Source organism: Streptomyces sp. NBC_01288, from assembly GCF_035982055.1.
GTDB lineage: Bacteria > Actinomycetota > Actinomycetes > Streptomycetales > Streptomycetaceae > Streptomyces.
Genome location: NZ_CP108427.1, coordinates 2,686,221 through 2,709,171, shown reverse-complemented (window position 1 = coordinate 2,709,171; position 22,951 = coordinate 2,686,221). Strand labels below are relative to the sequence as shown.

25 protein-coding genes are annotated in these 22,951 nt (G+C 69.6%); 21 read left to right on the top strand and 4 right to left on the bottom strand.

What is annotated here, in order from left to right:
• Positions 1-198: 198 nt before the first annotated feature.
• Together OG194_RS11590 and OG194_RS11585 are read left to right on the top strand one after the other, a co-directional pair.
• Positions 199-1,326 carry a ferrochelatase gene (locus OG194_RS11590; protein ID WP_327400787.1) on the top strand — a complete coding sequence of 376 codons (1,128 nt, stop codon included), beginning with the start codon at positions 199-201 and terminating at the stop codon, positions 1,324-1,326.
• 8 nt (positions 1,327-1,334) lie between these two features.
• Positions 1,335-2,150 (top strand): inositol monophosphatase family protein, encoded by an 816-nt coding sequence (locus OG194_RS11585; RefSeq protein ID WP_327400786.1) that lies wholly within the window; start codon positions 1,335-1,337, stop codon positions 2,148-2,150.
• Between the two features lie 363 nt (positions 2,151-2,513).
• On the opposite strand, the gene OG194_RS11580 is transcribed toward OG194_RS11585, so the two are convergent.
• Positions 2,514-2,687 (bottom strand): hypothetical protein, encoded by a 174-nt coding sequence (locus OG194_RS11580; RefSeq protein ID WP_019061061.1) that lies wholly within the window; start codon positions 2,685-2,687, stop codon positions 2,514-2,516.
• 417 nt (positions 2,688-3,104) lie between these two features.
• Here OG194_RS11580 and OG194_RS11575 point away from each other — a divergent pair, with 417 nt between their 5' ends.
• The 4 genes from OG194_RS11575 (at position 3,105) to OG194_RS11560 (ending at position 6,620) form a co-directional block, all read left to right on the top strand.
• The gene (locus tag OG194_RS11575) at positions 3,105-3,758 is read left to right on the top strand and encodes a response regulator transcription factor (protein WP_010983842.1); all 654 of its coding nucleotides are present in this window, start codon (positions 3,105-3,107) and stop codon (positions 3,756-3,758) included.
• A gap of 6 nt (positions 3,759-3,764) precedes the next feature.
• Positions 3,765-4,997: a sensor histidine kinase gene (locus OG194_RS11570; protein ID WP_327400785.1), complete on the top strand. Its 1,233-nt coding sequence runs from the start codon at positions 3,765-3,767 to the stop codon at positions 4,995-4,997.
• Positions 4,998-5,392: 395 nt separating this feature from the next.
• Positions 5,393-5,689: a DUF4193 domain-containing protein gene (locus OG194_RS11565; protein ID WP_005481602.1), complete on the top strand. Its 297-nt coding sequence runs from the start codon at positions 5,393-5,395 to the stop codon at positions 5,687-5,689.
• A 13-nt stretch (positions 5,690-5,702) separates the two neighbouring features.
• Complete coding sequence (locus tag OG194_RS11560; protein ID WP_327400784.1) at positions 5,703-6,620, top strand: hypothetical protein; 918 nt, start codon at positions 5,703-5,705, stop codon at positions 6,618-6,620.
• Positions 6,621-6,627: 7 nt separating this feature from the next.
• On the opposite strand, the gene OG194_RS11555 is transcribed toward OG194_RS11560, so the two are convergent.
• A complete protein-coding gene (locus OG194_RS11555; protein ID WP_033283956.1) occupies positions 6,628-7,092 on the bottom strand; it encodes a DUF3093 domain-containing protein in 465 nt (154 codons plus the stop codon).
• A gap of 58 nt (positions 7,093-7,150) precedes the next feature.
• On the opposite strand from OG194_RS11555, the gene OG194_RS11550 reads away from it, so the two are divergent.
• The 8 genes from OG194_RS11550 to OG194_RS11515 all read left to right on the top strand — a co-directional run bounded on the left by OG194_RS11550 (position 7,151) and on the right by OG194_RS11515 (position 15,083).
• The gene (locus tag OG194_RS11550) at positions 7,151-7,735 is read left to right on the top strand and encodes a PaaI family thioesterase (protein WP_033283955.1); all 585 of its coding nucleotides are present in this window, start codon (positions 7,151-7,153) and stop codon (positions 7,733-7,735) included.
• A complete protein-coding gene (dut, locus tag OG194_RS11545) occupies positions 7,732-8,247 on the top strand; it encodes a dUTP diphosphatase (RefSeq protein ID WP_327400783.1) in 516 nt (171 codons plus the stop codon). Before OG194_RS11550 ends, dut begins: the two co-directional genes overlap by 4 nt.
• A 1-nt stretch (position 8,248) precedes the next feature.
• Entirely contained in the window at positions 8,249-9,004 is a 756-nt protein-coding gene (locus tag OG194_RS11540; RefSeq protein ID WP_327400782.1) for a DUF3710 domain-containing protein, read from the top strand.
• A 282-nt stretch (positions 9,005-9,286) separates the two neighbouring features.
• Positions 9,287-10,462, top strand: a complete 1,176-nt coding sequence (locus tag OG194_RS11535; RefSeq protein ID WP_327400781.1) for an alginate lyase family protein — start codon at positions 9,287-9,289, stop codon at positions 10,460-10,462.
• A 161-nt stretch (positions 10,463-10,623) separates the two neighbouring features.
• Positions 10,624-13,176, top strand: coding sequence for a sensor histidine kinase KdpD (locus OG194_RS11530; RefSeq protein ID WP_327400780.1), 2,553 nt, complete (start codon positions 10,624-10,626; stop codon positions 13,174-13,176).
• Positions 13,173-13,856 carry a response regulator gene (locus tag OG194_RS11525; protein WP_327400779.1) on the top strand — a complete coding sequence of 228 codons (684 nt, stop codon included), beginning with the start codon at positions 13,173-13,175 and terminating at the stop codon, positions 13,854-13,856. The genes OG194_RS11530 and OG194_RS11525 overlap by 4 nt, the downstream gene beginning before the upstream one ends.
• A gap of 45 nt (positions 13,857-13,901) precedes the next feature.
• Positions 13,902-14,300: an OB-fold nucleic acid binding domain-containing protein gene (locus OG194_RS11520; RefSeq protein ID WP_327400778.1), complete on the top strand. Its 399-nt coding sequence runs from the start codon at positions 13,902-13,904 to the stop codon at positions 14,298-14,300.
• 3 nt (positions 14,301-14,303) lie between these two features.
• Entirely contained in the window at positions 14,304-15,083 is a 780-nt protein-coding gene (locus tag OG194_RS11515; protein ID WP_327400777.1) for a DUF3159 domain-containing protein, read from the top strand.
• Positions 15,084-15,161: 78 nt separating this feature from the next.
• Here OG194_RS11515 and OG194_RS11510 read toward each other — a convergent pair whose 3' ends face one another.
• Both OG194_RS11510 and OG194_RS11505 read right to left on the bottom strand, forming a co-directional pair.
• Entirely contained in the window at positions 15,162-15,839 is a 678-nt protein-coding gene (locus tag OG194_RS11510; protein ID WP_200716254.1) for a potassium channel family protein, read from the bottom strand.
• Positions 15,839-16,510 carry a potassium channel family protein gene (locus tag OG194_RS11505; RefSeq protein ID WP_019061075.1) on the bottom strand — a complete coding sequence of 224 codons (672 nt, stop codon included), beginning with the start codon at positions 16,508-16,510 and terminating at the stop codon, positions 15,839-15,841. Before OG194_RS11505 ends, OG194_RS11510 begins: the two co-directional genes overlap by 1 nt.
• Positions 16,511-16,891: 381 nt before the next feature.
• Here OG194_RS11505 and OG194_RS11500 point away from each other — a divergent pair, with 381 nt between their 5' ends.
• From OG194_RS11500 to OG194_RS11470, 7 genes are all read left to right on the top strand, one after another.
• Entirely contained in the window at positions 16,892-18,943 is a 2,052-nt protein-coding gene (locus OG194_RS11500) for an APC family permease (protein ID WP_327400776.1), read from the top strand.
• Between the two features lie 98 nt (positions 18,944-19,041).
• Positions 19,042-20,370, top strand: coding sequence for a class I SAM-dependent RNA methyltransferase (locus OG194_RS11495; protein WP_327400775.1), 1,329 nt, complete (start codon positions 19,042-19,044; stop codon positions 20,368-20,370).
• 438 nt (positions 20,371-20,808) lie between these two features.
• Complete coding sequence (locus tag OG194_RS11490) at positions 20,809-21,006, top strand: hypothetical protein (protein WP_327400774.1); 198 nt, start codon at positions 20,809-20,811, stop codon at positions 21,004-21,006.
• Positions 20,960-21,367, top strand: a complete 408-nt coding sequence (locus tag OG194_RS11485) for a hypothetical protein (protein WP_327400773.1) — start codon at positions 20,960-20,962, stop codon at positions 21,365-21,367. Before OG194_RS11490 ends, OG194_RS11485 begins: the two co-directional genes overlap by 47 nt.
• Positions 21,368-21,458: 91 nt before the next feature.
• Positions 21,459-22,001 (top strand): RNA polymerase sigma factor, encoded by a 543-nt coding sequence (locus tag OG194_RS11480; protein ID WP_442811533.1) that lies wholly within the window; start codon positions 21,459-21,461, stop codon positions 21,999-22,001.
• Positions 21,998-22,669: a hypothetical protein gene (locus tag OG194_RS11475; RefSeq protein ID WP_327400772.1), complete on the top strand. Its 672-nt coding sequence runs from the start codon at positions 21,998-22,000 to the stop codon at positions 22,667-22,669. Before OG194_RS11480 ends, OG194_RS11475 begins: the two co-directional genes overlap by 4 nt.
• 36 nt (positions 22,670-22,705) lie before the next feature.
• Positions 22,706-22,948: a hypothetical protein gene (locus OG194_RS11470; protein WP_327400771.1), complete on the top strand. Its 243-nt coding sequence runs from the start codon at positions 22,706-22,708 to the stop codon at positions 22,946-22,948.
• The last annotated feature ends 3 nt before the right edge of the window (positions 22,949-22,951 follow it).

The following is a 22,951-nucleotide window of genomic DNA, read 5'->3' as shown; positions in this document are numbered from 1 at the left end:
CACGGCCCGGTGAGGGGCAGTGACGGCTCGGTAAGGTGCGAATGCGGCTGATACAGCTTACGAGCAGGTCGGCCCCGATGCACCCGCCAGTGAGGCGCCTGGATCTCTGCCCCGATCCGCAAGAGGATCTCCGTCCCGACCCCCGTCCGGCACCCCGCCGTTTCCCGGCTGTCAGTGGCGGGTGGCAGGATCGGAGGCATGCCAGACGTGCTCGATGCCACCCCCTACGACGCCCTCCTCCTGCTCTCGTTCGGCGGCCCCGAAGGCCCGGACGACGTGGTTCCGTTCCTGGAGAACGTGACGCGTGGGCGCGGCATCCCCAAGGAACGCCTCAAGGAAGTGGGGCAGCACTACTTCCTGTTCGGCGGGGTCAGCCCGATCAACGACCAGAACCGCGCCCTCCTGGACGCCCTCCGCAAGGACTTCGCGGACCACGGCCTGGACCTGCCGGTCTACTGGGGCAACCGCAACTGGGCCCCGTACCTCACGGACACCCTGCGCGAGATGGTCGCCGACGGCCGCCGCCGCATCCTGGTCCTCGCCACCAGCGCGTACGCCTCGTACTCGGGCTGCCGCCAGTACCGCGAGAACCTCGCGGACTCCCTGGCCGCCTTGGAGGCCGAGGGGCTCGACCTCCCGAAGGTCGACAAGCTGCGCCACTACTTCAACCACCCCGGCTTCCTGGAACCGATGATCGACGGGGTGCTCGATTCCCTCGTCGACCTCCCCGAGGACGTCCGGGACGGCGCGCACCTCGCCTTCTCGACCCACTCCATCCCGACCGCCGCGGCGGACAGCTCCGGCCCGGTCGAGGACCACGGGGACGGCGGGGCGTACGTCGAGGAGCACCTGGACGTCGCCCGGCTGATCGCCGACGCCGTCCGCGAGCGTACCGGCGTCGACCACCCCTGGCAGCTCGTCTACCAGTCCCGCTCCGGAGCCCCGCAGATCCCGTGGCTGGAGCCCGACATCTGCGACCACCTGGAGGAGCGCCACGCGGCCGGCGTCCCCGCGGTCGTCATGGCACCCATCGGCTTCGTCTCCGACCACATGGAGGTCCTCTACGACCTCGACACAGAGGCCATGGCCAAGGCCGCCGAACTGGGCCTGCCCGTACGCCGGTCGGCCACCGTGGGCGCCGACCCGCGCTTCGCCGCCGCGATCCGCGAGCTGGTCCTGGAGCGCGCCGCCGTCGAGAGCGGGCACCAGGTCACGCCCTGCGCCCTGGGCGCGCTCGGCGCCGGCCACAACCTCTGCCCGGTGGGCTGCTGCCCGGCCCGCGCCCCCCGCCCCGCCGCCGCGGGCGCCGACAGCCCCTACGCCTGAGGAGCGCCGTGACCGACCCCCTGCACCAGGAACTGCTCGCACTCGCCCAGGAAGCCGCCTACAAGGCCGGCGCCCTGCTGCGGGACGGACGCCCGGCCGACCTCGCGGTCGCCGCCACCAAGTCCAGCCCGATCGACGTCGTCACCGAGATGGACATCGCGGCCGAGAAGCTGATCACCGACCTGATCTCCGAACAGCGCCCCGACGACGGCTTCCTGGGCGAGGAGGGCGCCTCCGTCACGGGCACCAGCGGCGTCCGCTGGGTCATCGACCCGCTCGACGGCACGGTCAACTACCTGTACGGACTGCCCACTTGGTCCGTCTCCATCGCCGCCGAGCTGCACGGCGAGACCGTCGCCGGGGTCGTCGCGGTCCCGATGCGCGGCGAGACGTTCCACGCGGTGCTCGGCGGCGGGGCGTGGGCCACGGGCGCGTGGGAGGGCGAACGCAGGCTCGCCTGCCGTCCCGCGGCACCCCTGGAGCAGGCGTTGGTCTCGACCGGCTTCAACTACGTCACCGAGGTCCGCAGCCACCAGGCCGACGTGGCGCAGAAGTTGATCCCGTTGCTGCGTGACATCCGGCGGGGCGGTTCGGCGGCGGTCGACCTGTGCGACGTGGCCGCGGGGCGCCTGGACGGTTACTACGAGCGGGGGTTGAACCCGTGGGACCTCGCGGCCGGGGACCTGATCGCCCGTGAGGCGGGCGCCCTGACCGGTGGACGCCCGGGAGAACGCCCCGCACGCGATCTGGCGATCGCGGGCACCCCAGGCGTCTTCGAGCCCCTCCAGCGCCTGTTGGAGGACTTCGGGGCGTGGCACGACTGACGTGAGTGGTCTGGGGTGCCTGGGCCGGTGCTGGGAAGCTGCTGCGTAGGTGGGCCCGTGTTGAGCAGGCACCCACGCGCGCACCTCTTTTGGTTCGGTCGCCTTCGGGGCGCTGGGAGCCGGTGTCGAGAGACCCACCGTGCTCGGCGCTGCGCGTCTCCGCGCTCCCCCAGAGGGGGGACCCCCAGCCTCTCGACACCGGCGCGCCCCTACGGCTCCCTCTCGGCCGTCCGCGTGGGGACAGTTGGACTTGGTGGGCCCTCGCCCGGGGTTGAGCTGAACGCCGTGGGTTTCAGGGGCGGAAAACGACAGAACCCCGGCGCTGGATTCGCCGGGGTTCTGTCGTCCTGCTGGCCGCACTGATCAGACGCTCGTCGCGCCGACCTCCACACCGTGGTCGGCGGCGAGGCGGCGCAGGTCGTCGAGCTCGGCCTGTTCCACCTCGACGAGGAAGTCGTCGCCCTCGTCACGAGCCCGCGTCAGGTCGGTCTCGGTCGCCCTTATGCGCTGCAGAAGTCCTGCGGTGAATGCGTCCATGCTGCGCCCCCTCGTCCTGGGTCGTGGGTCGTTTGGCACGGGGGTGTGCCGTCCGGAAGGGGCGATCACGTCTGCGGTATTGGGGTGCCCAGCGCTGCCCTGGCTGGGCGGCGACGGTGCCGGACACCCACGCCCGCTCTGCGGAAGCGGTTGGACGTACCACAAGGTGGCTTGCCACGTGCAGAGCGTGATCGCGGGGTGTAAAGCCGTCCTCCCCCCGCTCCCTTCCGTGGAAACCTCAACCCACCGAGAAAATCCCGCATTCCCGGGCCTCACACCCGACCTTCATCTCGCGCCCGGCCGCCTTACAGCCGACTTATGGCCGAAAAGGGCAGGATGGAGGTCACACAGCCACGAAGACCCTGCCCGCATGCGCCGAGGCGCGCTACGCGGGTGGACAGAGGAAGGACAAGCGACGTGCGCGTACTCGTCGTCGAGGACGAGCAACTGCTCGCCGATGCGGTGGCCACCGGACTGCGCCGGGAGGCCATGGCCGTCGACGTCGTGTACGACGGTGCGGCCGCCCTGGAGCGCATCGGCGTCAACGACTACGACGTGGTCGTCCTCGACCGCGACCTCCCGCTCGTGCACGGAGACGACGTCTGCCGCAAGATCGTCGAGCTCGGCATGCCCACCCGCGTGCTGATGCTCACCGCGTCCGGCGACGTCAGCGACCGTGTCGAGGGCCTGGAGATCGGCGCCGACGACTATCTGCCCAAGCCCTTCGCGTTCAGCGAGCTGACGGCACGCGTGCGTGCCCTCGGCCGGCGCACCAGCGTGCCGCTGCCGCCCGTCCTGGAGCGCGCCGGCATCAAGCTCGACCCGAACCGCCGCGAGGTGTTCCGCGACGGCAAGGAAGTCCAGCTCGCGCCCAAGGAGTTCGCCGTCCTGGAGGTGCTGCTGCGCAGCGAGGGTGCCGTCGTCTCCGCGGAGCAACTCCTGGAGAAGGCCTGGGACGAGAACACGGACCCGTTCACCAACGTCGTGCGCGTCACCGTGATGACCCTGCGCCGAAAGCTCGGCGAACCCCCGGTCATCGTCACCGTCCCCGGCTCCGGCTACCGGATCTGATCCACTGTGGCCACGACCCCCGCGCCTCCCCAGGCGCCCCCGAAGCCCACGTGGGACCCCAGAAGGCCCGAACCGCCGTTCCCCTGGCTGCGTCCCACCATCCGCATAAGGCTCACGCTGCTGTACGGCGGCATGTTCCTGATCGCCGGCATCCTGCTGCTGTCGATCATCTACCTGCTCGCCGCGCACGCGTTGAACGTGGGCAGCGATCTCCCGTTCAAGATCCTCGAAGGCTCGGTGAGCAGCAAGACCTGCAACTTCCCGTCGCAGCCGTCGGCGACCGAGATGAACAGCGCGATGAACGAGTGCGTCAACGAGCAGCGCCAGCACGCTCTGGACGACCTGCTCAGCCGCTCGCTGCTGGCCCTGCTCGGTCTCGCGATCATCGCCTTCGCCTTCGGGTACGCGATGGCGGGCCGGGTGCTGTCCCCGCTGGGCCGAATCACCCGGACCGCCCGCGCGGTGGCCGGCTCGGACCTGTCCCGCCGGATCGAGCTGGACGGCCCGGACGACGAACTCAAGGAACTCGCGGACACCTTCGACGAGATGCTGGACCGGCTACAGCGCGCCTTCACCGCCCAGCAGCGTTTCGTGGGGAACGCGTCGCACGAGCTGCGCACCCCGCTGGCGATCAACAGAACGCTCCTGGAAGTGCACCTGTCCGATCCCGGCGCCCCCATCGAGCTCCAGCAGCTCGGCAAGACGCTGCTGGCCACCAACGAGCGCAGCGAGCAGCTCGTGGAGGGTCTGCTGCTGCTCGCCCGCAGCGACAACCAGATCGTCGAGCGCAAGCCCGTCGACCTCGCCGAGGTCGCCGAGCAGGCCGTCGACCAGGTGCACGCGGAGGCGGTCGCCAAGGGCGTGGTCATCCGCGGCGAGCGGAAGCCCTCCGTCGTCCAGGGCAACGGCGTCCTGCTGGAGCGGATCGCCCTGAACCTGGTGCAGAACGCGGTGCGCTACAACGTGCCGGAGGACGGCTGGGTCGAGGTCACCACCGAGGTCCAGCACGGCCAGGCGGTGCTCATAGTCTCGAACACGGGTCCGGTGGTCCCGGCGTACGAGGTCGACAACCTCTTCGAACCCTTCAGGCGGCTGCGTACGGAGCGGACCGGCAGCGACAAGGGTGTGGGCCTCGGGCTGTCGATCGCGCGGTCCGTGGCGCGGGCGCACGGCGGCCATATCTCGGCCCAGCCGCGTGAGGGGGGTGGACTCGTGATGCGAGTCACCCTGCCCATCTGAGATCATGTCGCCGACACACGAGGATGTTCGCTTTGCGCGGAATTTTCTGGCCGCTTCTCCGGCAACCCCGTGTGTGATCGATCACAAGCGCGATTTTCAGGCCATCTACTCTCCGTGATCATGCACCCTGTCGGAAAGCCGGGAAAATCCGGGTTTTCGGGGGTCTTGATCACGGGAAGTACACGATGAGGTGCCTTTGAAGAGCGGCACGAGGACCGTGTACGGTCCCCTTCGCCATCCAAGCCGATCACTCTTGAGGGGTCCGGTTGGGTGTCGATTGAGTAACAGACCTTGATGTGAGGCAAAATCTCCGCCTCAGGTCGGGCACAAGTCCGGCCTCTCACGCGTTACGTGCGCTGGAGACACCGCAGACACCCAGAGGGGGAGAGCGCGACATGGCAACGGATTACGACACCCCACGCAAGACCGACGACGACGTCGACTCGGACAGCCTTGAAGAACTCAAGGCGCGTAGGAACGACAAGTCGACTTCCGCAGTGGACGTCGACGAATTCGAGGCCGCCGAGGGCCTTGAGCTGCCCGGAGCGGACCTCTCGAACGAAGAGCTGGCCGTCCGGGTGTTGCCCAAGCAGCAGGACGAGTTCACTTGCATGAGCTGCTTCCTGGTGCACCACCGCAGCCAGCTGGCCCGCGAGAAGAACGGCCAGCCGATCTGCCGCGACTGCGACTGAGGAGGGGTCGGCCGTGACTGGCTCGACCCCACCCTGGAAGCGCCGCTCCCTCAAGCCGGGAGCGGACGAAGGGCCGACAGACGGTCCTCATGGCGCGCGTGACGACGAGCGGGGCTCATCCGTACCTGGATCAGCCTCGCTCGAACCGGCGGCCGACCGGGCTGACCTCCCGGTGCCGACGGACGTTCCCGCAGCCGCCCCCGTTGCCAAGCGACGGGCGGCGGTGATCCGGGACAAGGCCAGGGAAGGCGTCCGTAAGGGCGGCAGCCGGGCCAGGGCCGGTCTGGCGTACCTCGCCGACCGGATCATCGACATAGCCCCGCGGATCCCCGTACGGGACCTTCAGGCGCTTCGGCGGCAGTTCCCGGGCCTCGGCCCCGAGCAGCTCGCCGACAAACTGGTGGCGGGCGCCGCCAACGCGACATCGACGGTCGGCGCGGGCATCGGTGCCGCGGCGATGCTGCCGGTGCCGCCAGCGATGCCCACCGAACTGGCCGCCGAGATCACCGGCGTCGCCGCGATCGAGCTGAAGCTCATCGCCGAGCTCTACGAGGTCTACGGCGCCCGTCCGCCCGGCGACCTCCGGCAGCGCAGCACCACGTATCTGAACTCCTGGTCCGGGGAGCGCGGTATCGACGTGACCAAACCGTCGACCATGAGTGCCGCGCTGAACGGGCACATGAAGCGCGAGCTGCGCCAGCAGATCATGAAACGCATGGTCCGCGACCTGCCGAACCTGATGCCCTTCATGGTCGGCGCCGCCGTCGGAGCGGTCATGAACCGCCGGGACACCAGGAAACTCGCCGAGCGCATCCGCAAGGACCTGCGCAAGGCCCAGGTCCCGTGGGACGCGCTGCCCGAACTGCCGCCCCTGGAGACCCCGCCGGACCCGCTCCGGATGGGTGAGATCCCGAAGGAACTCGGTCGTTGAACGGGCCCTAGACGGCTGCCGCGCGGGCCGTCTTCAGCGCCTCCGCCAGCCGCTCCGGCTCGCGGGTGGACAGATACAGGTACGGCGTCGGGTCGTCCGGGTCGGTGACCTCGACGCGCAGTGCCCTCGGGATGTACGAGCGCAGCAGCAGGAAGGCGCGGGTGTCGGCCTTGTAGGTGCGCCAGGCGCGGGCCTCCTCCGGGTCCAGGATCTCCGCCTCGCCCAGGGCCGTCACCGGGATCTTCGCCTCGCCGGCGATCAGCTGGTCGCCCACGATCCGGATCCGGAGCGAGCCGTAGGAGCTGGCCATCACGGATGCGACCGCCGTGCCGCCGACCAGGCCGCCGAGCAGCGGCAGGGTGCCGAAGGGCAGCAGGATCAGGGCGAAGGAGACGCCGACCAGGAACGAGATGAACCACCACGAACGGGGGGCGGTGAGGCGCTCGTCGTAGGGGGAGGCGGAAAGCTGCATGGAGCCAAGCTTGGCACGGTGTCGGGAACCCACCGACGCGCGGGTAAGGTCTGCGGCTGTGAGTGGTACTTCTCCAGCTCTTAAGCCTCCGTCCGACGCCGTGAAACCGGTGCGGCACCCTGACGCGCCCGCGCCGGGCGAGCTGCTCGGTGCGCACTACGAACAGTGTTTCGGGTGTGGCGGCGACCAGCCGCACGGGCTGCACCTGGAGGCGCGGGCCGGTGAGGGCGTGACCATCACCGCCGAGTTCACCGTGCGGGCCGCCCACCAGGGCGCCCCGGGCCTCGCGCACGGCGGCGTGCTCGCCAGCGCGCTGGACGAGACCCTCGGCTCGCTGAACTGGCTGCTGCGGACGATCGCGGTGACCGGCCGCCTGGAGACCGACTTCGTCCGGCCGGTGCCCGTGGACACCGTGCTGTACCTGGAGGCCGAGGTGACGGCCGTGGCCGGCCGGAAGATCTACTCGACCGCCACCGGACGCATCGGCGGCCCCGACGGGCCCGTCGCGGTGCGCGCCGACGCCCTCTTCGTCGAGGTGAAGGTCGACCACTTCATCGACAACGGTCGCCCGCAGGAGATCCGGGCCGCCATGGACGACCCGGACCAGGTCCGGCGTACCCGTGCCTTCGAGGTGAACCCGTGAGCCGTGACCCGCTGGACGTGTCGATCCGCCGCGTCGACCCGGACGTACCGCTTCCGTCGTACGAGCATCCCGGTGACGCGGGAGCCGATCTGCGGACCACCGAGAGCCGGGAACTGAAGCCGGGTGAACGGGCCGTACTGCCCACGGGGGTGTCTATCGCTCTCCCGGAGGGGTACGCGGCCTTCGTACACCCTCGTTCGGGGCTCGCCGCCCGCTGCGGTGTTGCCCTGGTGAATGCCCCGGGGACGGTTGATGCCGGGTACCGTGGGGAGATCAAGGTGATCGTGGTGAATCTCGACCCGTACGAGTCGGTTCGGTTCGAGCGCTTCGACCGGATCGCCCAGCTTGTCGTCCAGCAGGTCGAGAGGGTCCGCTTCCAGGAGGTCGCGGAGCTTCCCGAATCGGCGCGGGCCGAGGGGGGCTTCGGGTCCACCGGCGGTCACGCCGCCGTGGGCGGCACCACGGGTGGGAATCGATACGCTTCGGTCGTATCCGACCGGGAAGGACAGTGACGTGTTCGGACGTCGCAAGAAGGGCACTGCCGCCGAGGACGCGGCGAGCGAGGCCGAGCAGGTCGTCGACAATGTCGACACTGAGGCGGACGGATCGGTCGAGCGCGTGAAGCTCGAACCGGAGCCCCGCCCCGACGGACCCTGGGACGACTCGGAGATCGGCGACCCCGCCGAGGGCCGGGTGGACCTGGGCGGTCTGTTCGTGCCGGGAGTCGACGGCATGGAGTTGCGGGTCGAGGTCGCGGGTGACGCGATCGTCGCCGCCACCGTGGTCCTCAAGGACAGTGCCGTCCAGTTGCAGGCCTTCGCCGCTCCCAAGCGCGAGGGCATCTGGGGTGAGGTACGCGAGGAGATCGCCAGCGGCATCACCCAGCAGGGCGGCATCGTCGACGAGGTCGAGGGGCCGCTGGGCTGGGAGCTGCGCGCGCAGGTTCCGGTGCAACTGCCGGACGGCACGGGCGGTTTCCAGGTCGTGCGGTTCGTCGGCGTGGACGGTTCGCGTTGGTTCCTGCGCGGGGTGATCTCCGGGCAGGGCGCGGTGCAGCCGCAGGCCGCCGGGCTGCTCGAACAGATCTTCCGGGACACGGTCGTCGTGCGCGGCGAGGGCCCGATGGCGCCCCGCGACCCGATCGTCCTGAAGCTGCCGAACGACGCCCAGATGGTTCCCGAGGGCGTCCAGCAGGAGGAGGCGGGTTCCCGCTTCTCCGGCGGCATGGGCCAGTTGCAGCGCGGACCGGAGATCACCGAGGTCCGCTGAGCGCTCCGCTGCGAGGGCCGGGTCGCGCCGTCCGTCGTCCGCGGCGCCGTCGTGGCTGGTCGCGCAGTTCCCCGCGCCCCTTCGGAGCGCGGTCGAACCGTGGCCGACTTCGCCGGACCCGCCTGATGGAACGAATAGCGGCGAAAGGGCCGTATCCCTCCGGGGGTGCGGCCCTTCGGCATGCGCGGACCCTTGACGGCGGATTGGTCCGTACCTATGGTCTCGGCTCAACGCCCAAGTTCATGAGGGTGCTCTGTGTTCACATACGAGAACGGAGTCACCGTGCGCCGCGCTGCCCTGCTCTCCGTCGTCACCGCCCTGGTCCTGGGCTTCTTCGCCCAGCCAGGCACCGCCGCCCAGGCCGCCCCCGCCACCTTCGTCCACCCCGGAGTCGACGTCTCCCGGAGCCAGTTGGACTTCGCCCGCACCGAGGTCCTCGCCGGCGCCCAGCCCTGGAAGGGCGCCTACGACCAGATGATGGCCAGCTCCTACGCCAGCCTGAGTCGCACCCCGAAGCCCAGAGCCGTCGTCGAGTGCGGCTCGTACTCCAACCCCAACTACGGCTGCACCGACGAGCGCGAGGACGCGATCGCGGCCTACACCGACGCGCTCGCCTGGTACATCACCAAGGACGCGCGCTACGCCCAGAAGGCCATCGAGATCATGGACGCCTGGTCGGCCACGATCACCAGCCACACCAACAGCAACGCGCCCCTACAGACCGGCTGGGCCGGCTCCTCCTGGCCCAAGGCCGCCGAGATCATCAAGTACACGTACACCGGAACGTGGACCAACTCGGCCCGCTTCTCGACCATGCTCCGCAACGTGTACCTGCCCGAGATCATCAACGGCTCCAATTCCAACGGGAACTGGGAGCTGACGATGATGGACGCCGCCGTCGGCATCTCCGTCTTCCTGGAGGACAAGACGTCGTACGACAAGGCCATGGCGCTCTTCCGGACGCGGACGGCCGCGTACATCTACCTCGCCTCGGACGGTTCCGTACCGAAGACCGTGCCGAGCCAGAACCTCAACACCACGGCGAAGATCGTCAGTTACTGGCAGGGTCAGTCGACCTTCGTCACCGGGCTCACCCAGGAGACGTGCCGCGACTTCACGCACACCGGGTACGGCCTCTCCTCGATCTCGCACGTCGCCGAGACCAGCCGGATCCAGGGCACCGACCTCTACGGCACCGACGTGGGGGAGCGGCTGCGGCAGGCGCTCGGGTTCCAGGCCAAGTACCAGCTCGGCACGGCCGTCCCGAGCTGGCTCTGCGGCGGCTCGCTGACCCTCGGGCTCGGACCGGTCACCGAGGTCGGCTACAACGCCCTGCACAACCGCCTGGGCATCGCCATGACCAACACCCAGACGCTCACCCTGAACAACCGCCCGGCCGGCAGCAACAACCTCTTCGTGGCCTGGGAGACCCTGACCCACGGCGACAACCCCAACTGAACATCCTGAACAGCGCCGGACCCTGATGCCCGTACGGTGCCGTACGGGCATCAGGGATGCGTCAAAGACGTCCCCTGCCGCACTCCCCACCCCATTTGTCGGACTTATTGGCCGTAAAGTCGACGCTGCGTACAGAGCTGTGACGGGAAGACAATGGGGCCATGGGACGCGGCAAGCTTCGGATCTACCTCGGTGCGGCACCGGGCGTCGGCAAGACGTACGCCATGCTGTCCGAGGCCCACCGCAGGGTGGAGCGGGGCACGGACTGCGTGGTCGCCTTCGTGGAGCACCACGGGAGGGCCCGCACCGAGGTGATGCTGCACGGCCTGGAGCAGGTCCCGCGCGCGGAGCTGGCCTACCGGGGGACCGTCTTCACCGAGATGGACGTCGACGCGGTGCTGCGCCGGGCCCCCGCCGTCGCCCTGGTGGACGAACTCGCCCACACCAACATCCCGGGCTCCCGCAACACCAAGCGCTGGCAGGACATCGAGGAGCTGCTCGCGGCCGGCATCGACGTGGTGTCCACCGTCAACATCCAGCACCTGGAGTCCCTCGGCGATGTCGTCGAGTCGATCACCGGGGTCCGGCAGCAGGAGACCGTGCCGGACGAGGTCGTCCGCCGGGCCGACCAGATCGAGCTCGTCGACATGTCGCCCCAGGCGCTCCGCCGCCGCATGGCGCACGGCAACATCTACAAGCCCGACAAGGTCGACGCGGCCCTCTCGAACTACTTCCGGCCCGGAAACCTCACCGCCCTGCGGGAGTTGGCGCTGCTGTGGGTGGCCGACCGGGTCGACGAGTACCTCCAGGAGTACCGCAGTGAGCACCAGGTGTCGGCGATCTGGGGTTCCCGTGAGCGGATCGTCGTAGGGCTGACCGGCGGTCCCGAAGGGCGGACGCTGATACGGCGGGCCGCGCGGCTCGCCGAGAAGGGGGCCGGCGGTGAGGTGCTGGCCGTCTACATCTCGCGCAGCGACGGGCTGACCTCGGCCTCACCGAAGGAACTCGCCCTCCAGCGCACCCTGGCCGAGGACTTGGGCGGCACCTTCCACCACGTCGTCGGCGACGACATCCCGGCCGCGCTGCTCGACTTCGCGCGCGGGGTGAACGCCACGCAGATCGTCCTCGGCTCCTCGCGCCGCAAGACCTGGCAGTACGTCTTCGGGCCGGGCGTCGGTGCCACGGTCGCCCGCGAGTCGGGGCCCGACCTGGACGTCCACATCGTCACGCACGAGGAGGTCGCCAAGGGGCGCGGGCTGCCCGTGTCCCGGGGCGCGCGGCTCGGGCGGGCCCGGATCGTCTCGGGGTGGCTGGTCGGGGTGGTCGGGCCGGTGGGGCTCGCGCTGCTGCTGAACGCCGTGCATCTCGGGCTCGCCAACGACATGCTGCTGTTCCTGTCGCTGACGGTGGCGGCGGCGCTGCTCGGCGGGCTGGTGCCGGCGCTGGTCTCGGCGGCCGTCGGATCGTTCCTGCTGAACTACTTCTACACGCCTCCGCTGCACCGGCTGACGATCGCCGATCCCAAGAACATCGTCGCCATCGCGATCTTCGTAGGGGTCGCCGTGTCGGTCGCCTCCGTGGTCGACCTCGCCGCGAGACGCACCCAGCAGGCCGCCAGACTGCGTGCCGAGTCCGAGATCCTGTCCTTCCTCGCGGGCAGCGTGCTGCGCGGCGAGACCAGCCTTGAGGCGCTCCTGGAGCGGGTCCGGGAGACCTTCGGCATGGAGTCCGTCGCCCTGCTGGAGCGCAAGAGCGACGTCGACCCCTGGACCTGCGCCGGACGCGTGGGTGTGGGGGCGCCGCTGGAGCGGCCCGAGGACGGTGATGTGGACATGCCGGTCGGCGACCACATGGCCCTCGCGCTGACCGGCCGCGTGCTGCCCGCCTCCGACCGTCGGGTCCTCGCCGCCTTCGCCGCGCAGGCCGCCGTCGTACTGGACCGCAGGCGCCTACGGGAGGAGGCCGACCAGGCCCGTGCGCTCGCCGAGGGCAATCGGATCCGTACGGCCCTCCTGGCGGCCGTGAGCCACGATCTGCGGACCCCGCTGGCCGGCATCAAGGCGGCCGTGTCGAGTCTGCGGTCCGACGACGTGGCGTGGTCCGAGGAGGACCAGGCCGAGCTGCTGGAGGGCATCGAGGACGGTGCCGACCGGCTCGACCACCTCGTGGGCAACCTGCTCGACATGTCCCGCCTCCAGACCGGTACGGTCACGCCGATCATCCGCGAGATCGACCTCGACGAGGTGGTGCCGATGGCGCTCGGCGGGGTCCCCGAAGGCAGCGCCGAACTCGACATCCCGGAGACGCTGCCCATGGTGGCCGTCGACCCCGGGCTCCTGGAGCGCGCGGTGGCCAACCTGGTCGAGAACGCGGTCAAGTACAGCCCGCCCGGCGAAACCGTCCTGGTGTCCGCCAGCGCCATGGCCGACCGCGTCGAGGTACGGGTGGTCGACCGGGGCCCCGGAGTCCCGGACGAGGCCAAGGACCGCATTTTCGAGCCCTTCCAGCGCTACGGCGACGCCCCGCGCGGCGCCGGAGTCGGACTCGGGCTCGCCGTGGCGCGTGGCTTCACCGAGGCCATGAACGGCACCCTGAACGCCGAGGACACGCCAGGCGGCGGCCTCACCATGGTGCTCACGCTCCGCGCGGCGGACGGCACCGTAGAAGACGCGCGTGACGTGTTTGACGTACAACCGGAAAGGCAGGCCTCATGACCAGGGTCCTCGTGGTCGAGGATGAGCCGCAGATCGTGCGCGCCCTCGTGATCAACCTCAAGGCGCGGAAGTACGAGGTCGACGCGGCCGCCGACGGCAAGAGCGCACTGGAGCTCGCGGCCTCCCGCCACCCCGACGTGGTCGTCCTGGACCTGGGCCTGCCCGACATGGACGGCGTCGAGGTGATCCGGGGGCTGCGCGGCTGGACCCGGGTGCCGATCCTGGTGCTGTCCGCGCGGCACTCCTCCGACGAGAAGGTCGAGGCGCTGGACGCGGGCGCCGACGACTACGTCACCAAGCCGTTCGGCATGGACGAGCTGCTGGCCCGGCTGCGGGCCGCCGTGCGCCGGGCCGAGCCCACCGGGGGCGGCGAGGACGACGTCCTGGTCGAGACCGAGGAGTTCACCGTCGACCTGGCCGCCAAGAAGGTCCACCGGGACGGGCGGGACGTACGGCTCACCCCCACGGAGTGGCATCTGCTGGAGGTGCTCGTGCGCAACACCGGGCGGCTCGTCAGCCAGAAGCAGCTGCTCCAGGAGGTGTGGGGGCCGTCGTACGGGACCGAGACGAACTATCTGCGCGTGTACATGGCACAGCTGCGGCGCAAGCTGGAGGCGGACCCCGCGCATCCCAAGCACTTCATCACGGAGCCCGGCATGGGCTACCGGTTCGAGCGCTGAGGCCGTGGGTACGTTGCTGTCAGTGGACCCCGGTACGCTTCAGATATGAGCGCTGTCCCTCGTTCCGAAAAGCCGGCCGGACGGTTCCGGCGCATGCTCGACCGGCTCTCCACCTCGCAGGAGGAGCTGGAGTCGGAGGAGCTGCGTGAGGACGCCGAGACAGAGGGCTGTGTCCGGATCGGCGACTGCCACGACCGACAGATCGTGACGGTTACTGGTACCTTGCGCACGGTCACGCTGCGCCCCCGGGCGGGAGTTCCGGCCCTGGAGGCCGAGCTGTTCGACGGTTCGGCCGCCCTGGACGTGGTGTGGCTCGGCAGGCGCTCCATCGTGGGGATAGAACCGGGGCGCAAGCTGATCGCGTCCGGCCGGATCTCGATGAGCAGAGGCCGCCGGGTGCTCTTCAACCCCAAATACGAACTGAGACCCCTCGGACGGGAGTAGCCGGTGACGTCGCTCGACAAGCCGACCGCGGACACCGTGGACGCCGACGACAGCGAGCAGGATGTCCGGGCGGTGACCGAGGCGGCCCTCTTCGAGGCGTTCGGCGGACTGCGCGGCATGATCGAAACGGTCCTGCCCGGCCTGCTCTTCGTCAGCATCTTCACCGTCAACAAGAACCTGCACTGGTCGGCGATCGCCGCGCTGGCCGTCGCGCTGGCCCTGGTCGTGGTCCGGCTGGTGAGCCGGGACACCGTCAAGCACGCCTTCAGCGGTGTCTTCGGCGTCGCCTTCGGTGTCGTCTTCGCGATGATGACGGGCAACGCCAAGAACTTCTACCTTCCCGGCATGCTCTACACGCTGGGCCTCGCGCTCGCGTACATCATCACGACGCTCGCGGGCGTCCCGCTGATCGGCCTGATCCTCGGTCCGGTCTTCAAGGAGAACCTCTCCTGGCGGACCCGCAACCCCGGCCGCAAGAAGGCCTACGCGAAGGCCAGTTGGGCCTGGGGTCTGATCCTGCTCGCCAAGTGCGCGATCCTCTTCCCGCTCTACTGGTGGGCCAACACCGCCCAACTCGGCTGGGTCCTGGTCGCGTTGAAGATCCCGCCCTTCCTCCTCGCCGTCTGGCTCACCTGGGTCTTCCTCGCGAAGGCGCCCGCGCCGATCGACGTGTTCGCGGAGATGGAGGCGGAGGAGCAGGCCGAGAAGGACCGCAAGGCCGCGGCCGAGGCCGCAGGCGAGACAGAGGACGCCACGTCGGGACGTCACCGGCGCGACGCATAACCTTCCCGATACTCCGCTACGACGAAGAGGGCGCCCTGAGATCTCAGGGCGCCCTCTTCGTCGTAGACGTCAGACGAATCAGCTCGCCGCATCGTCCCGGCGTACCGACAACAGGTCCTCCAGCTGCTCCTCGCGTGCCTGAGCCGCCACGAACAGCAGCTCGTCGCCCGCCTCCAGCGAGTCCTCGCGGGACGGGGTCAGGACGCGGGTGCCGCGGATGATCGTGACCAGGGACGTGTCCTCGGGCCATTCCACGTCGCCGACCTGGGTGCCCGCGAGGGCGGACTCCTCGGGGAGGGTGAGTTCGACGAGGTTGGCGTCGCCGTGGCTGAAGCGGAGGAGGCGGACGAGGTCGCCCACCGACACCGCCTCCTCGACCAGGGCCGACATCAGGCGGGGGGTGGAGACGGCCACGTCGACGCCCCAGGACTCGTTGAAGAGCCATTCGTTCTTGGGGTTGTTGACGCGGGCGACGACGCGCGGGACGCCGTACTCCGTCTTCGCGAGGAGGGAGACGACGAGGTTGACCTTGTCGTCACCGGTCGCGGCGATCACGACGTTGCAGCGCTGGAGCGCCGCCTCGTCCAGGGACGTGATCTCGCAGGCGTCGGCCAGCAGCCACTCCGCCTGGGGGACCCGCTCGACCGAGATCGCGGTCGGGGCCTTGTCGATGAGAAGGATCTCGTGACCGTTCTCCAGAAGCTCTCCGGCGATCGAACGTCCGACCGCGCCGGCTCCGGCAATGGCGACCCTCATCAGTGACCGCCCTCCTCTTCGGGACCCTTGGCGAACGCCGCCTCGACCTTGTCGATCTCGTCCGTACGCATCATCACGTGCACGAGGTCGCCTTCCTGCAACACGGTCTGCGAAGAGGGCAGCATGGCCTCGCCGAGCCGGGTGAGGAAGGCCACGCGGACGCCTGTCTCCTCCTGCAACTTGCTGATCCGCTGGCCGACCCAGGCGGCCGAGGCGTGCACCTCGGCGAGCTGCACCCCGCCGGTGGGGTCCCGCCACAGCGGCTCCGCGCCCGAGGGCAGCAGCCGGCGCAGCATCTGGTCTGCGGTCCAGCGGACCGTGGCCACGGTGGGGATGCCCAGGCGCTGGTAGACCTCGGCGCGGCGGGGGTCGTAGATACGGGCCGCGACGTTCTCCACGCCGAACATCTCGCGGGCCACGCGCGCCGAGATGATGTTCGAGTTGTCACCGCTGGAGACGGCCGCGAACGCGCCCGCCTCCTCGATGCCGGCCTCGCGCAGGGTGTCCTGGTCGAAGCCGACCCCGGTGACCCGGCGGCCGCCGAATCCGGGGCCCAGCCGACGGAAGGCGGTGGGGTCCTGGTCGATCACGGCGACCGTGTGCCCCTGTTGCTCCAGGGTCTGGGCGAGAGCGGAACCCACTCTGCCGCAGCCCATGATGACGATGTGCACGACCGTCCTTCCGGTGTCCTGAAATCAATGCTCAGCCCCATCAGGGTCTCAGACCGAGGCCAAAGTACACACGTCCGGTCCTTTGGGGGCACCCCTGTGCGTCAGCGGCGGCCGATGCTGCGCACGCTGGCCAGGGTGAGGATTCCGAGGCCGACGAGGGCGGCCAGGCCGCCGATCAGCTCTGCGGTCGCGGGCATGGGACCTCCAGGAGGCGGTGGGGAGCGGGGTTTTGTCATATAGACACGGAGTCGGCGATCTTGACGGAATCCGCGACTCCACTCGCCCCTCGTTTCACTCGTGAGGCAGATGACAGGGGTCAAGACGAGGTCAAGCCGGTGGCGAGTAGAGGATCGCCTGTTCGAAGGCCTACGATCCTCTGTTGTGTCCAAACTGACCGACGTGCCCAAGCGCATCCTCATCGGGCGCGCACTGCGCAGCGACCGGTTGGGCGAAACGCTCCTGCCGAAGCGCATCGCACTCCCCGTCTTCGCCTCCGACCCGCTGTCCTCCGTGGCGTACGCGCCCGGCGAGGTGCTGCTGGTCCTCTCCATCGCGGGCGTGTCGGCGTACCACTTCAGCCCCTGGATCGCCCTCGCGGTCGTGGTGCTGATGTTCACCGTGGTCGCCTCCTACCGGCAGAACGTGCACGCCTACCCCAGCGGCGGCGGCGACTACGAGGTGGCCACCACCAACCTCGGACCCAAGGCCGGTCTCACCGTCGCGAGCGCCCTGCTCGTCGACTACGTCCTCACCGTCGCCGTGTCGATCGCCTCCGGCATCGAGAACCTCGGCTCCGCGATCCCGTTCGTGATCGAGCACAAGGTGATCTGCGCGGTCGCCGTCGTGGTGCTGCTCACGCTGATGAACCTGCGCGGGGTGAAGGAGTCCGGCTCGCTGTTCGCGATCCCGACGTACGTCTTCGTCGCGGGCGTCTTCGTCATGATCGCGTGGGGCGCCTTCCGCGGCCTGGTCCTCGGCGACACCATGCGCGCGCCGACCGCCGCCTACCACATCAGGGCCGAGCACCAGGGCCTGGCGGGCTTCGCCCTGGTCTTCCTGCTCCTGCGCGCCTTCTCCTCCGGCTGTGCGGCGCTCACCGGTGTCGAGGCGATCTCCAACGGCGTCCCGGCCTTCCGCAAGCCCAAGTCGAAGAACGCGGCGACCACGCTCGCGGCGATGGGCATCCTGGCCGTCACGATGTTCTGCGGGATCATCGCGCTGGCCATGACGACCAAGGTCCGCATGGCCGAGAACCCCGGCACCGACCTGCTGCACAACGGCGTCGCGATCGGCTCCGGCTATGTCCAGAACCCGGTGATCTCCCAGGTCGCCGAGGCCGTGTTCGGCAAGGGCAGCTTCCTGTTCGTCGTGCTCGCCGCGGCCACCGCGCTGGTGCTGTTCCTGGCCGCCAACACGGCGTACAACGGCTTCCCGCTCCTCGGCTCGATCCTCGCCCAGGACCGCTACCTCCCGCGCCAGCTGCACACCCGCGGCGACCGCCTGGCCTTCTCCAACGGCATCGTGCTGCTCGCCGGCACGGCCGCACTGCTGCTGGCGATCTACGGCGCCGACTCGACCCGGCTGATCCAGCTGTACATCGTCGGCGTCTTCGTGTCGTTCACCCTCAGCCAGACCGGCATGGTCCGGCACTGGAACCGCCACCTGGCCACAGAGAAGGACCAGGCCAAGCGCCGCCACATGGTCCGCTCCCGGGCCATCAACACCTTCGGCGCGTTCTTCACCGGCCTGGTGCTGGTCGTCGTCCTGGTCACGAAGTTCACCCACGGCGCCTGGGTGGCGCTGCTCGGCATGTGCATCTTCTACGCCACGATGACCGCGATCCGTAAGCACTACGACCGGGTCGCCGAGGAGATCGCGGCCCCCGAGGGCCCGAGCGACGACAGCCTCCGCCCGTCCCGCGTCCACTCCGTCGTCCTGATCTCCAAGATCCACCGCCCGGCTCTACGGGCCCTGGCCTACGCCAAGTTGATGCGCTCGGACACCCTGGAGGCGCTCAGCGTCAACGTCGACCCGGCGGAGACCAAGGCGCTGCGCGAGGAGTGGGAGCGGCGCGGGATCGACGTACCGCTGAAGGTGCTCGACTCGCCGTACCGGGAGATCACGCGGCCGATCATCGAGTACGTGAAGGGGCTGCGGAAGGAGTCTCCGCGCGACGCGGTGTCCGTGATCATCCCCGAGTACGTGGTCGGCCACTGGTACGAACACCTCCTCCACAACCAGAGCGCCCTGCGCCTCAAGGGCCGGCTGCTGTTCACGCCGGGCGTGATGGTGACGTCGGTGCCGTACCAGCTGGAGTCCTCCGAGGCGGCGAAGAACCGGGCGCGGAAGCGGAGCGAGTGGAGTGCGCCGGGGGCGGTGCGGCGAGGGCCTGCGGAGGAGCGGCACAGCGAGTCCTCCAAGTCCAAGCTCTAACGTCGGTCGCTTTGTGGTGAGCGGCCGGGCGGGGTCCACGTAGACTGGTGGGCTGTTGTCCGGCCGTACCCCCTTTGACGTTGTGGAGTCACCCCGCCATGCAGGCAGAACCGAAGAAATCGCTGGTGGGGGAGGAGTACGAGGTCGAGGTGGGCCCCGTTGCCCATGGCGGGCACTGCATCGCCCGTACGTCCGAGGGGCAGGTGCTGTTCGTCCGGCACGCGCTGCCCGGTGAGCGCGTCGTCGCGCGGGTCACCGACGGCGAGGAGGGCGCGCGGTTCCTGCGTGCCGACGCGGTGACGATCCTGGACGAGTCCAAGGACCGGGTCGAGGCACCGTGTCCGTACGCCGGCCCCGGCCGCTGCGGCGGCTGCGACTGGCAGCACGCCAAGCCCGGCGCCCAGCGTCGCCTCAAGGGCGAGGTCATCACCGAGCAGTTGCAGCGGCTCGCGGGGCTCACGCCCGAGGAGGCCGGCTGGGACGGCACGGTGATGCCGGCCGAGGGCGACAAGCTGCCCGCGGGCCAGGTGCCGCGGTGGCGCACGCGCGTCCAGTACGCGGTGGACGTCGACGGCAACGCCGGTCTGCGCAAGCACCGTTCGCACGAGGTCGAGCCGGTCGAGCACTGCATGATCGCGGCGCTCGGCGTCAGCGAGCTGGGCATCGAGGAACGCGACTGGTCCGGCATGGCCTCGGTCGAGGCGATCGCGGCGACGGGTTCCCAGGACCGGATGGTCATCCTGGAGCCCCGCCCCGGCGCGCGGCTGCCCCTGGTCGAGCTCGAACGCCCCGTCTCCGTCATGCGCGTCGAGGAACACGACGGCGGCATCCACCGGGTCCACGGCCGCGCGTTCGTCCGCGAGCGGGCCGACGGCCGTACGTACCGCGTCGGCAGCGGCGGCTTCTGGCAGGTCCACCCGATGGCCGCGGACACCCTCGTCAAGGCGGTCATGCAGGGCCTGCTGCCGCGCAAGGGCGACATGGCCCTCGACCTGTACTGCGGCGTCGGCCTCTTCGCGGGCGCGCTGGCCGACCGCCTCGGCGACAAGGGCGCGGTCCTCGGCATCGAGTCCGGCAAGCGCGCGGTCGAGGACGCGCGGCACAACCTCGCCGGGTTCGAGCGGGTGCGGATCGAGCAGGGCAAGGTCGAGAGCGTGCTGCCGCGGACGGGGATCAGCGAGGTCGATCTGATCGTCCTTGATCCGCCGCGGGCGGGGGCGGGCAAGAAGACCGTGGAGCATCTGTCGTCCCTCGGGGCGCGGAAGATCGCTTATGTAGCTTGCGATCCGGCTGCGTTGGCTCGGGACTTGGCGTATTTCCGGGATGGGGGGTATCGGGTGCGGACGCTTCGGGCGTTCGATCTGTTCCCGATGACGCACCACGTGGAGTGCGTGGCGATTCTGGAGCCGGTGGCGAAGCTGTCCTGAGCTGCGGTTTTGTGGGTGCGTGTTATGTACGGTGTGGGCGTTACGGGCGATATCTTGACGCTCGTTTTGATGGGTCGTCAGGCGTCTTTGGATGCTGGTCAGGCCGTCTGTAGCGACGGGGAAATGGGTGACTCCTCAGTGAAAAGGCGGCCCCAGCGGGGCCGGTGGACGGCACGTGTTGGAGCGCGGGTCGGCCGCGGTGGCGCCTTCGCCGCAGCGTTCCACGGGCTATGAAGGATTGGCGCGGTGGCCCGACCTCACCACGTTGGCGACCTGGCTGACGACGCCACTCGGTCGAGTCGAGAGATCGAAGAGTCTCCAACAGCCCTCCTCGTGAGCCCACGTACGGCCATCCTGGAGGCATGACTCAGGCCGAACCCTTGTTGGCACCGCATGGCACGTCGAAGATCACGGCGGTGACGCGACATTTTCGACTACTTGCGCGGCGAAGGTGGCCCGTCGTGGGGACGGCTCGACGAGATCGCCTTCCTGGAGAGCCTGTACGACCTGGATGGGCTGGCGTCGCAGGATTCCCGGTTCACGACGGCACGCGGCGACATAGGTCCAGCACCGGGTCAACAACCTGGACTTGCCGGACGACTGGGTCTTCGAGGACTCGCGCTTCCAACTCCTTGATGGCCCCGACGCGGTGCTTCTCACCTTCCTGGCACGGCTCGTTCATCCAGAGGCGCAGCCTGACGGCGACCAGTCATTCCGACGTGTCGAGGAGCTGAACCGTCTTCTCGGGCCGGATGGCTGGATCTTCCGCGCCTTCGAGTTCGTATCGAGCCGGCCGATTTACACGGCGGTTCCCACGCAGCCCACGGGCCCCGTGGTCTCGTTGCCGCTCGCCGACGACGACGCCGGCAAGCTCGACCTCGTTCTCGGACAGACCTACAGCCTCCTCGACCGCGACGGCGAGGAGATGGCTCGCGACTTGCCCATGCCGCGCGACTGTCGGCGGACCCGAGCATCGCGGAGGACGTGGTGTCCCTGACCTTCCTGGAAGCCTGGCGGCTCGGGGAGAAGCTGAGACCCGAAGCCGCGGCCCACGACGAAGACGACGAAGACGACACCGTAACGCCGACGTGTCCGACGGCGACGGACTGCGCCCCTGGTTGTACGGCATCGCCACCAACGTTCTGCGCAACACGCGTCGCGCCGCCCGTCGGCACAACGCCGCGCTCGCCAGGCTCCCCGACCGCCCGACGGACCGTGACACCCTGCCCGACTTCGCCGACGACGTCGTCGGGCGCATGGAGAAGGCCGAGCGGCTCGCTGCCGCGCAGACCGCGCTCGGTCGGCTGCGCAGAGCCGAGCGGGAAGTGTTCGCACTCTGCGTCTGGTCAGGACTGGGCTACGCGGCCGCGGGAGAGGCCCTCGGCGTGCCGGCGAGCACCGTACGGTCGCGGCTCGCCCGGGCGAGACAGCGTCTACGGACGTTGTCGGAGGCGGAGTTGGCCCGGCGCACGTCCGCCGGGCGGCCGGCCAGGTATCCGGGGGAGCCAAGTGCCGCCGCGACACCCGATGTTCCACCTCGGCAGGAAAAGCCGAGACGCGGCCCGCGCACCGGACAGGTACCGGGTGGCCGTCCCGAAACGGCCCGGTCGACTCAGGAGAAGCACCGATGAACCTCGAAGAGCGCGAGGAACTGGCCAGGCTGCTGCCGAGCCCGGGTGAGCCGGTCCTGACGAGCGACTGCCACGACCTGCTGAAGGACCATCTGATGAGAGAACTCACCGAGTTCAGAGACTTCACCGAGCCGGCCGCCCCGGAACTCCCGGACGTCGCGACAGCCCCCCGCTGGCGAGCGCGCGCCACCCGCCGCCGGTTCGCCGTCATCGCCGTACCACTTGTCACGGCGGCGGCGATCGTCCCCGCGGTCCTTGCCGGCGCCGTCGGGTCCAGGACCGCCACGACCGACGCGGACGCGATCGACCTCCTCCATCACATCGCCGAGGTCGCCGCCGCGAAGAAGTCCGTGCCTGTCAGGGACGACCAGTACGTCTACGTCCGCACTCAGGGCTCGATGAAGTTCTCGGACAAGGACATCCGGGTCCTGCGTGAGGCGAGTTGGACCGCCGTCGACGGCAAGCTCGGGGGACTGAGCCGGGTCACGGTGCTGGTGGGGCCGCCGTTCCGGCCCCGGGATCCGTTCTCCTCGTACTCCAAGGGCACGCACGACACGAGGCTGAGCCCCGACCCGAACGTCACCACGTTCCGTGAGCTTCAGGCGCTGCCCACCGACCCCGACGCACTGCTGGCGAAGACCTATGCCGGCACGAAGGGGGAGGGGTAGACCAGGGAGAGCGCGGCGCTGGAGAAAATCGGCGACATGCTGCTGCCCGAACTGGACGCCGTGCGCTACCGTGCGGCCGCGAAGATCCCGGGCGTCTCGGTAGTCACCGACGCCCAGGACTACACCGGCCGTTCGGGCGTCGGCCTGAGTTTCAAGGAGCGCGACGGCCGCACGGTCTGGGTCTTCGACAAGAAGTCCCTCGACTTCCTGGGCTCCGCGGACGAGGCGCTGCTGGATGTCGGGGTCGCGGACAAGGCGGCCGAGACGCCGGCCGCATGACTC

Coding starts and splice junctions, on each gene's coding strand:
- OG194_RS11555 (WP_033283956.1), bottom strand. CDS start 7,092: ATGCAGCTTTCCGCCTCCCCCTACGACGAGCGCCTCACCGCCCCCCGT.
- OG194_RS11520 (WP_327400778.1), top strand. CDS start 13,902: ATGAGCGCTGTCCCTCGTTCCGAAAAGCCGGCCGGACGGTTCCGGCGC.
- OG194_RS11565 (WP_005481602.1), top strand. CDS start 5,393: ATGGCAACGGATTACGACACCCCACGCAAGACCGACGACGACGTCGAC.
- OG194_RS11525 (WP_327400779.1), top strand. CDS start 13,173: ATGACCAGGGTCCTCGTGGTCGAGGATGAGCCGCAGATCGTGCGCGCC.
- OG194_RS11530 (WP_327400780.1), top strand. CDS start 10,624: ATGGGACGCGGCAAGCTTCGGATCTACCTCGGTGCGGCACCGGGCGTC.
- OG194_RS11590 (WP_327400787.1), top strand. CDS start 199: ATGCCAGACGTGCTCGATGCCACCCCCTACGACGCCCTCCTCCTGCTC.
- OG194_RS11475 (WP_327400772.1), top strand. CDS start 21,998: ATGAACCTCGAAGAGCGCGAGGAACTGGCCAGGCTGCTGCCGAGCCCG.
- OG194_RS11580 (WP_019061061.1), bottom strand. CDS start 2,687: ATGGACGCATTCACCGCAGGACTTCTGCAGCGCATAAGGGCGACCGAG.
- OG194_RS11495 (WP_327400775.1), top strand. CDS start 19,042: ATGCAGGCAGAACCGAAGAAATCGCTGGTGGGGGAGGAGTACGAGGTC.
- OG194_RS11470 (WP_327400771.1), top strand. CDS start 22,706: ATGCTGCTGCCCGAACTGGACGCCGTGCGCTACCGTGCGGCCGCGAAG.
- OG194_RS11510 (WP_200716254.1), bottom strand. CDS start 15,839: ATGAGGGTCGCCATTGCCGGAGCCGGCGCGGTCGGACGTTCGATCGCC.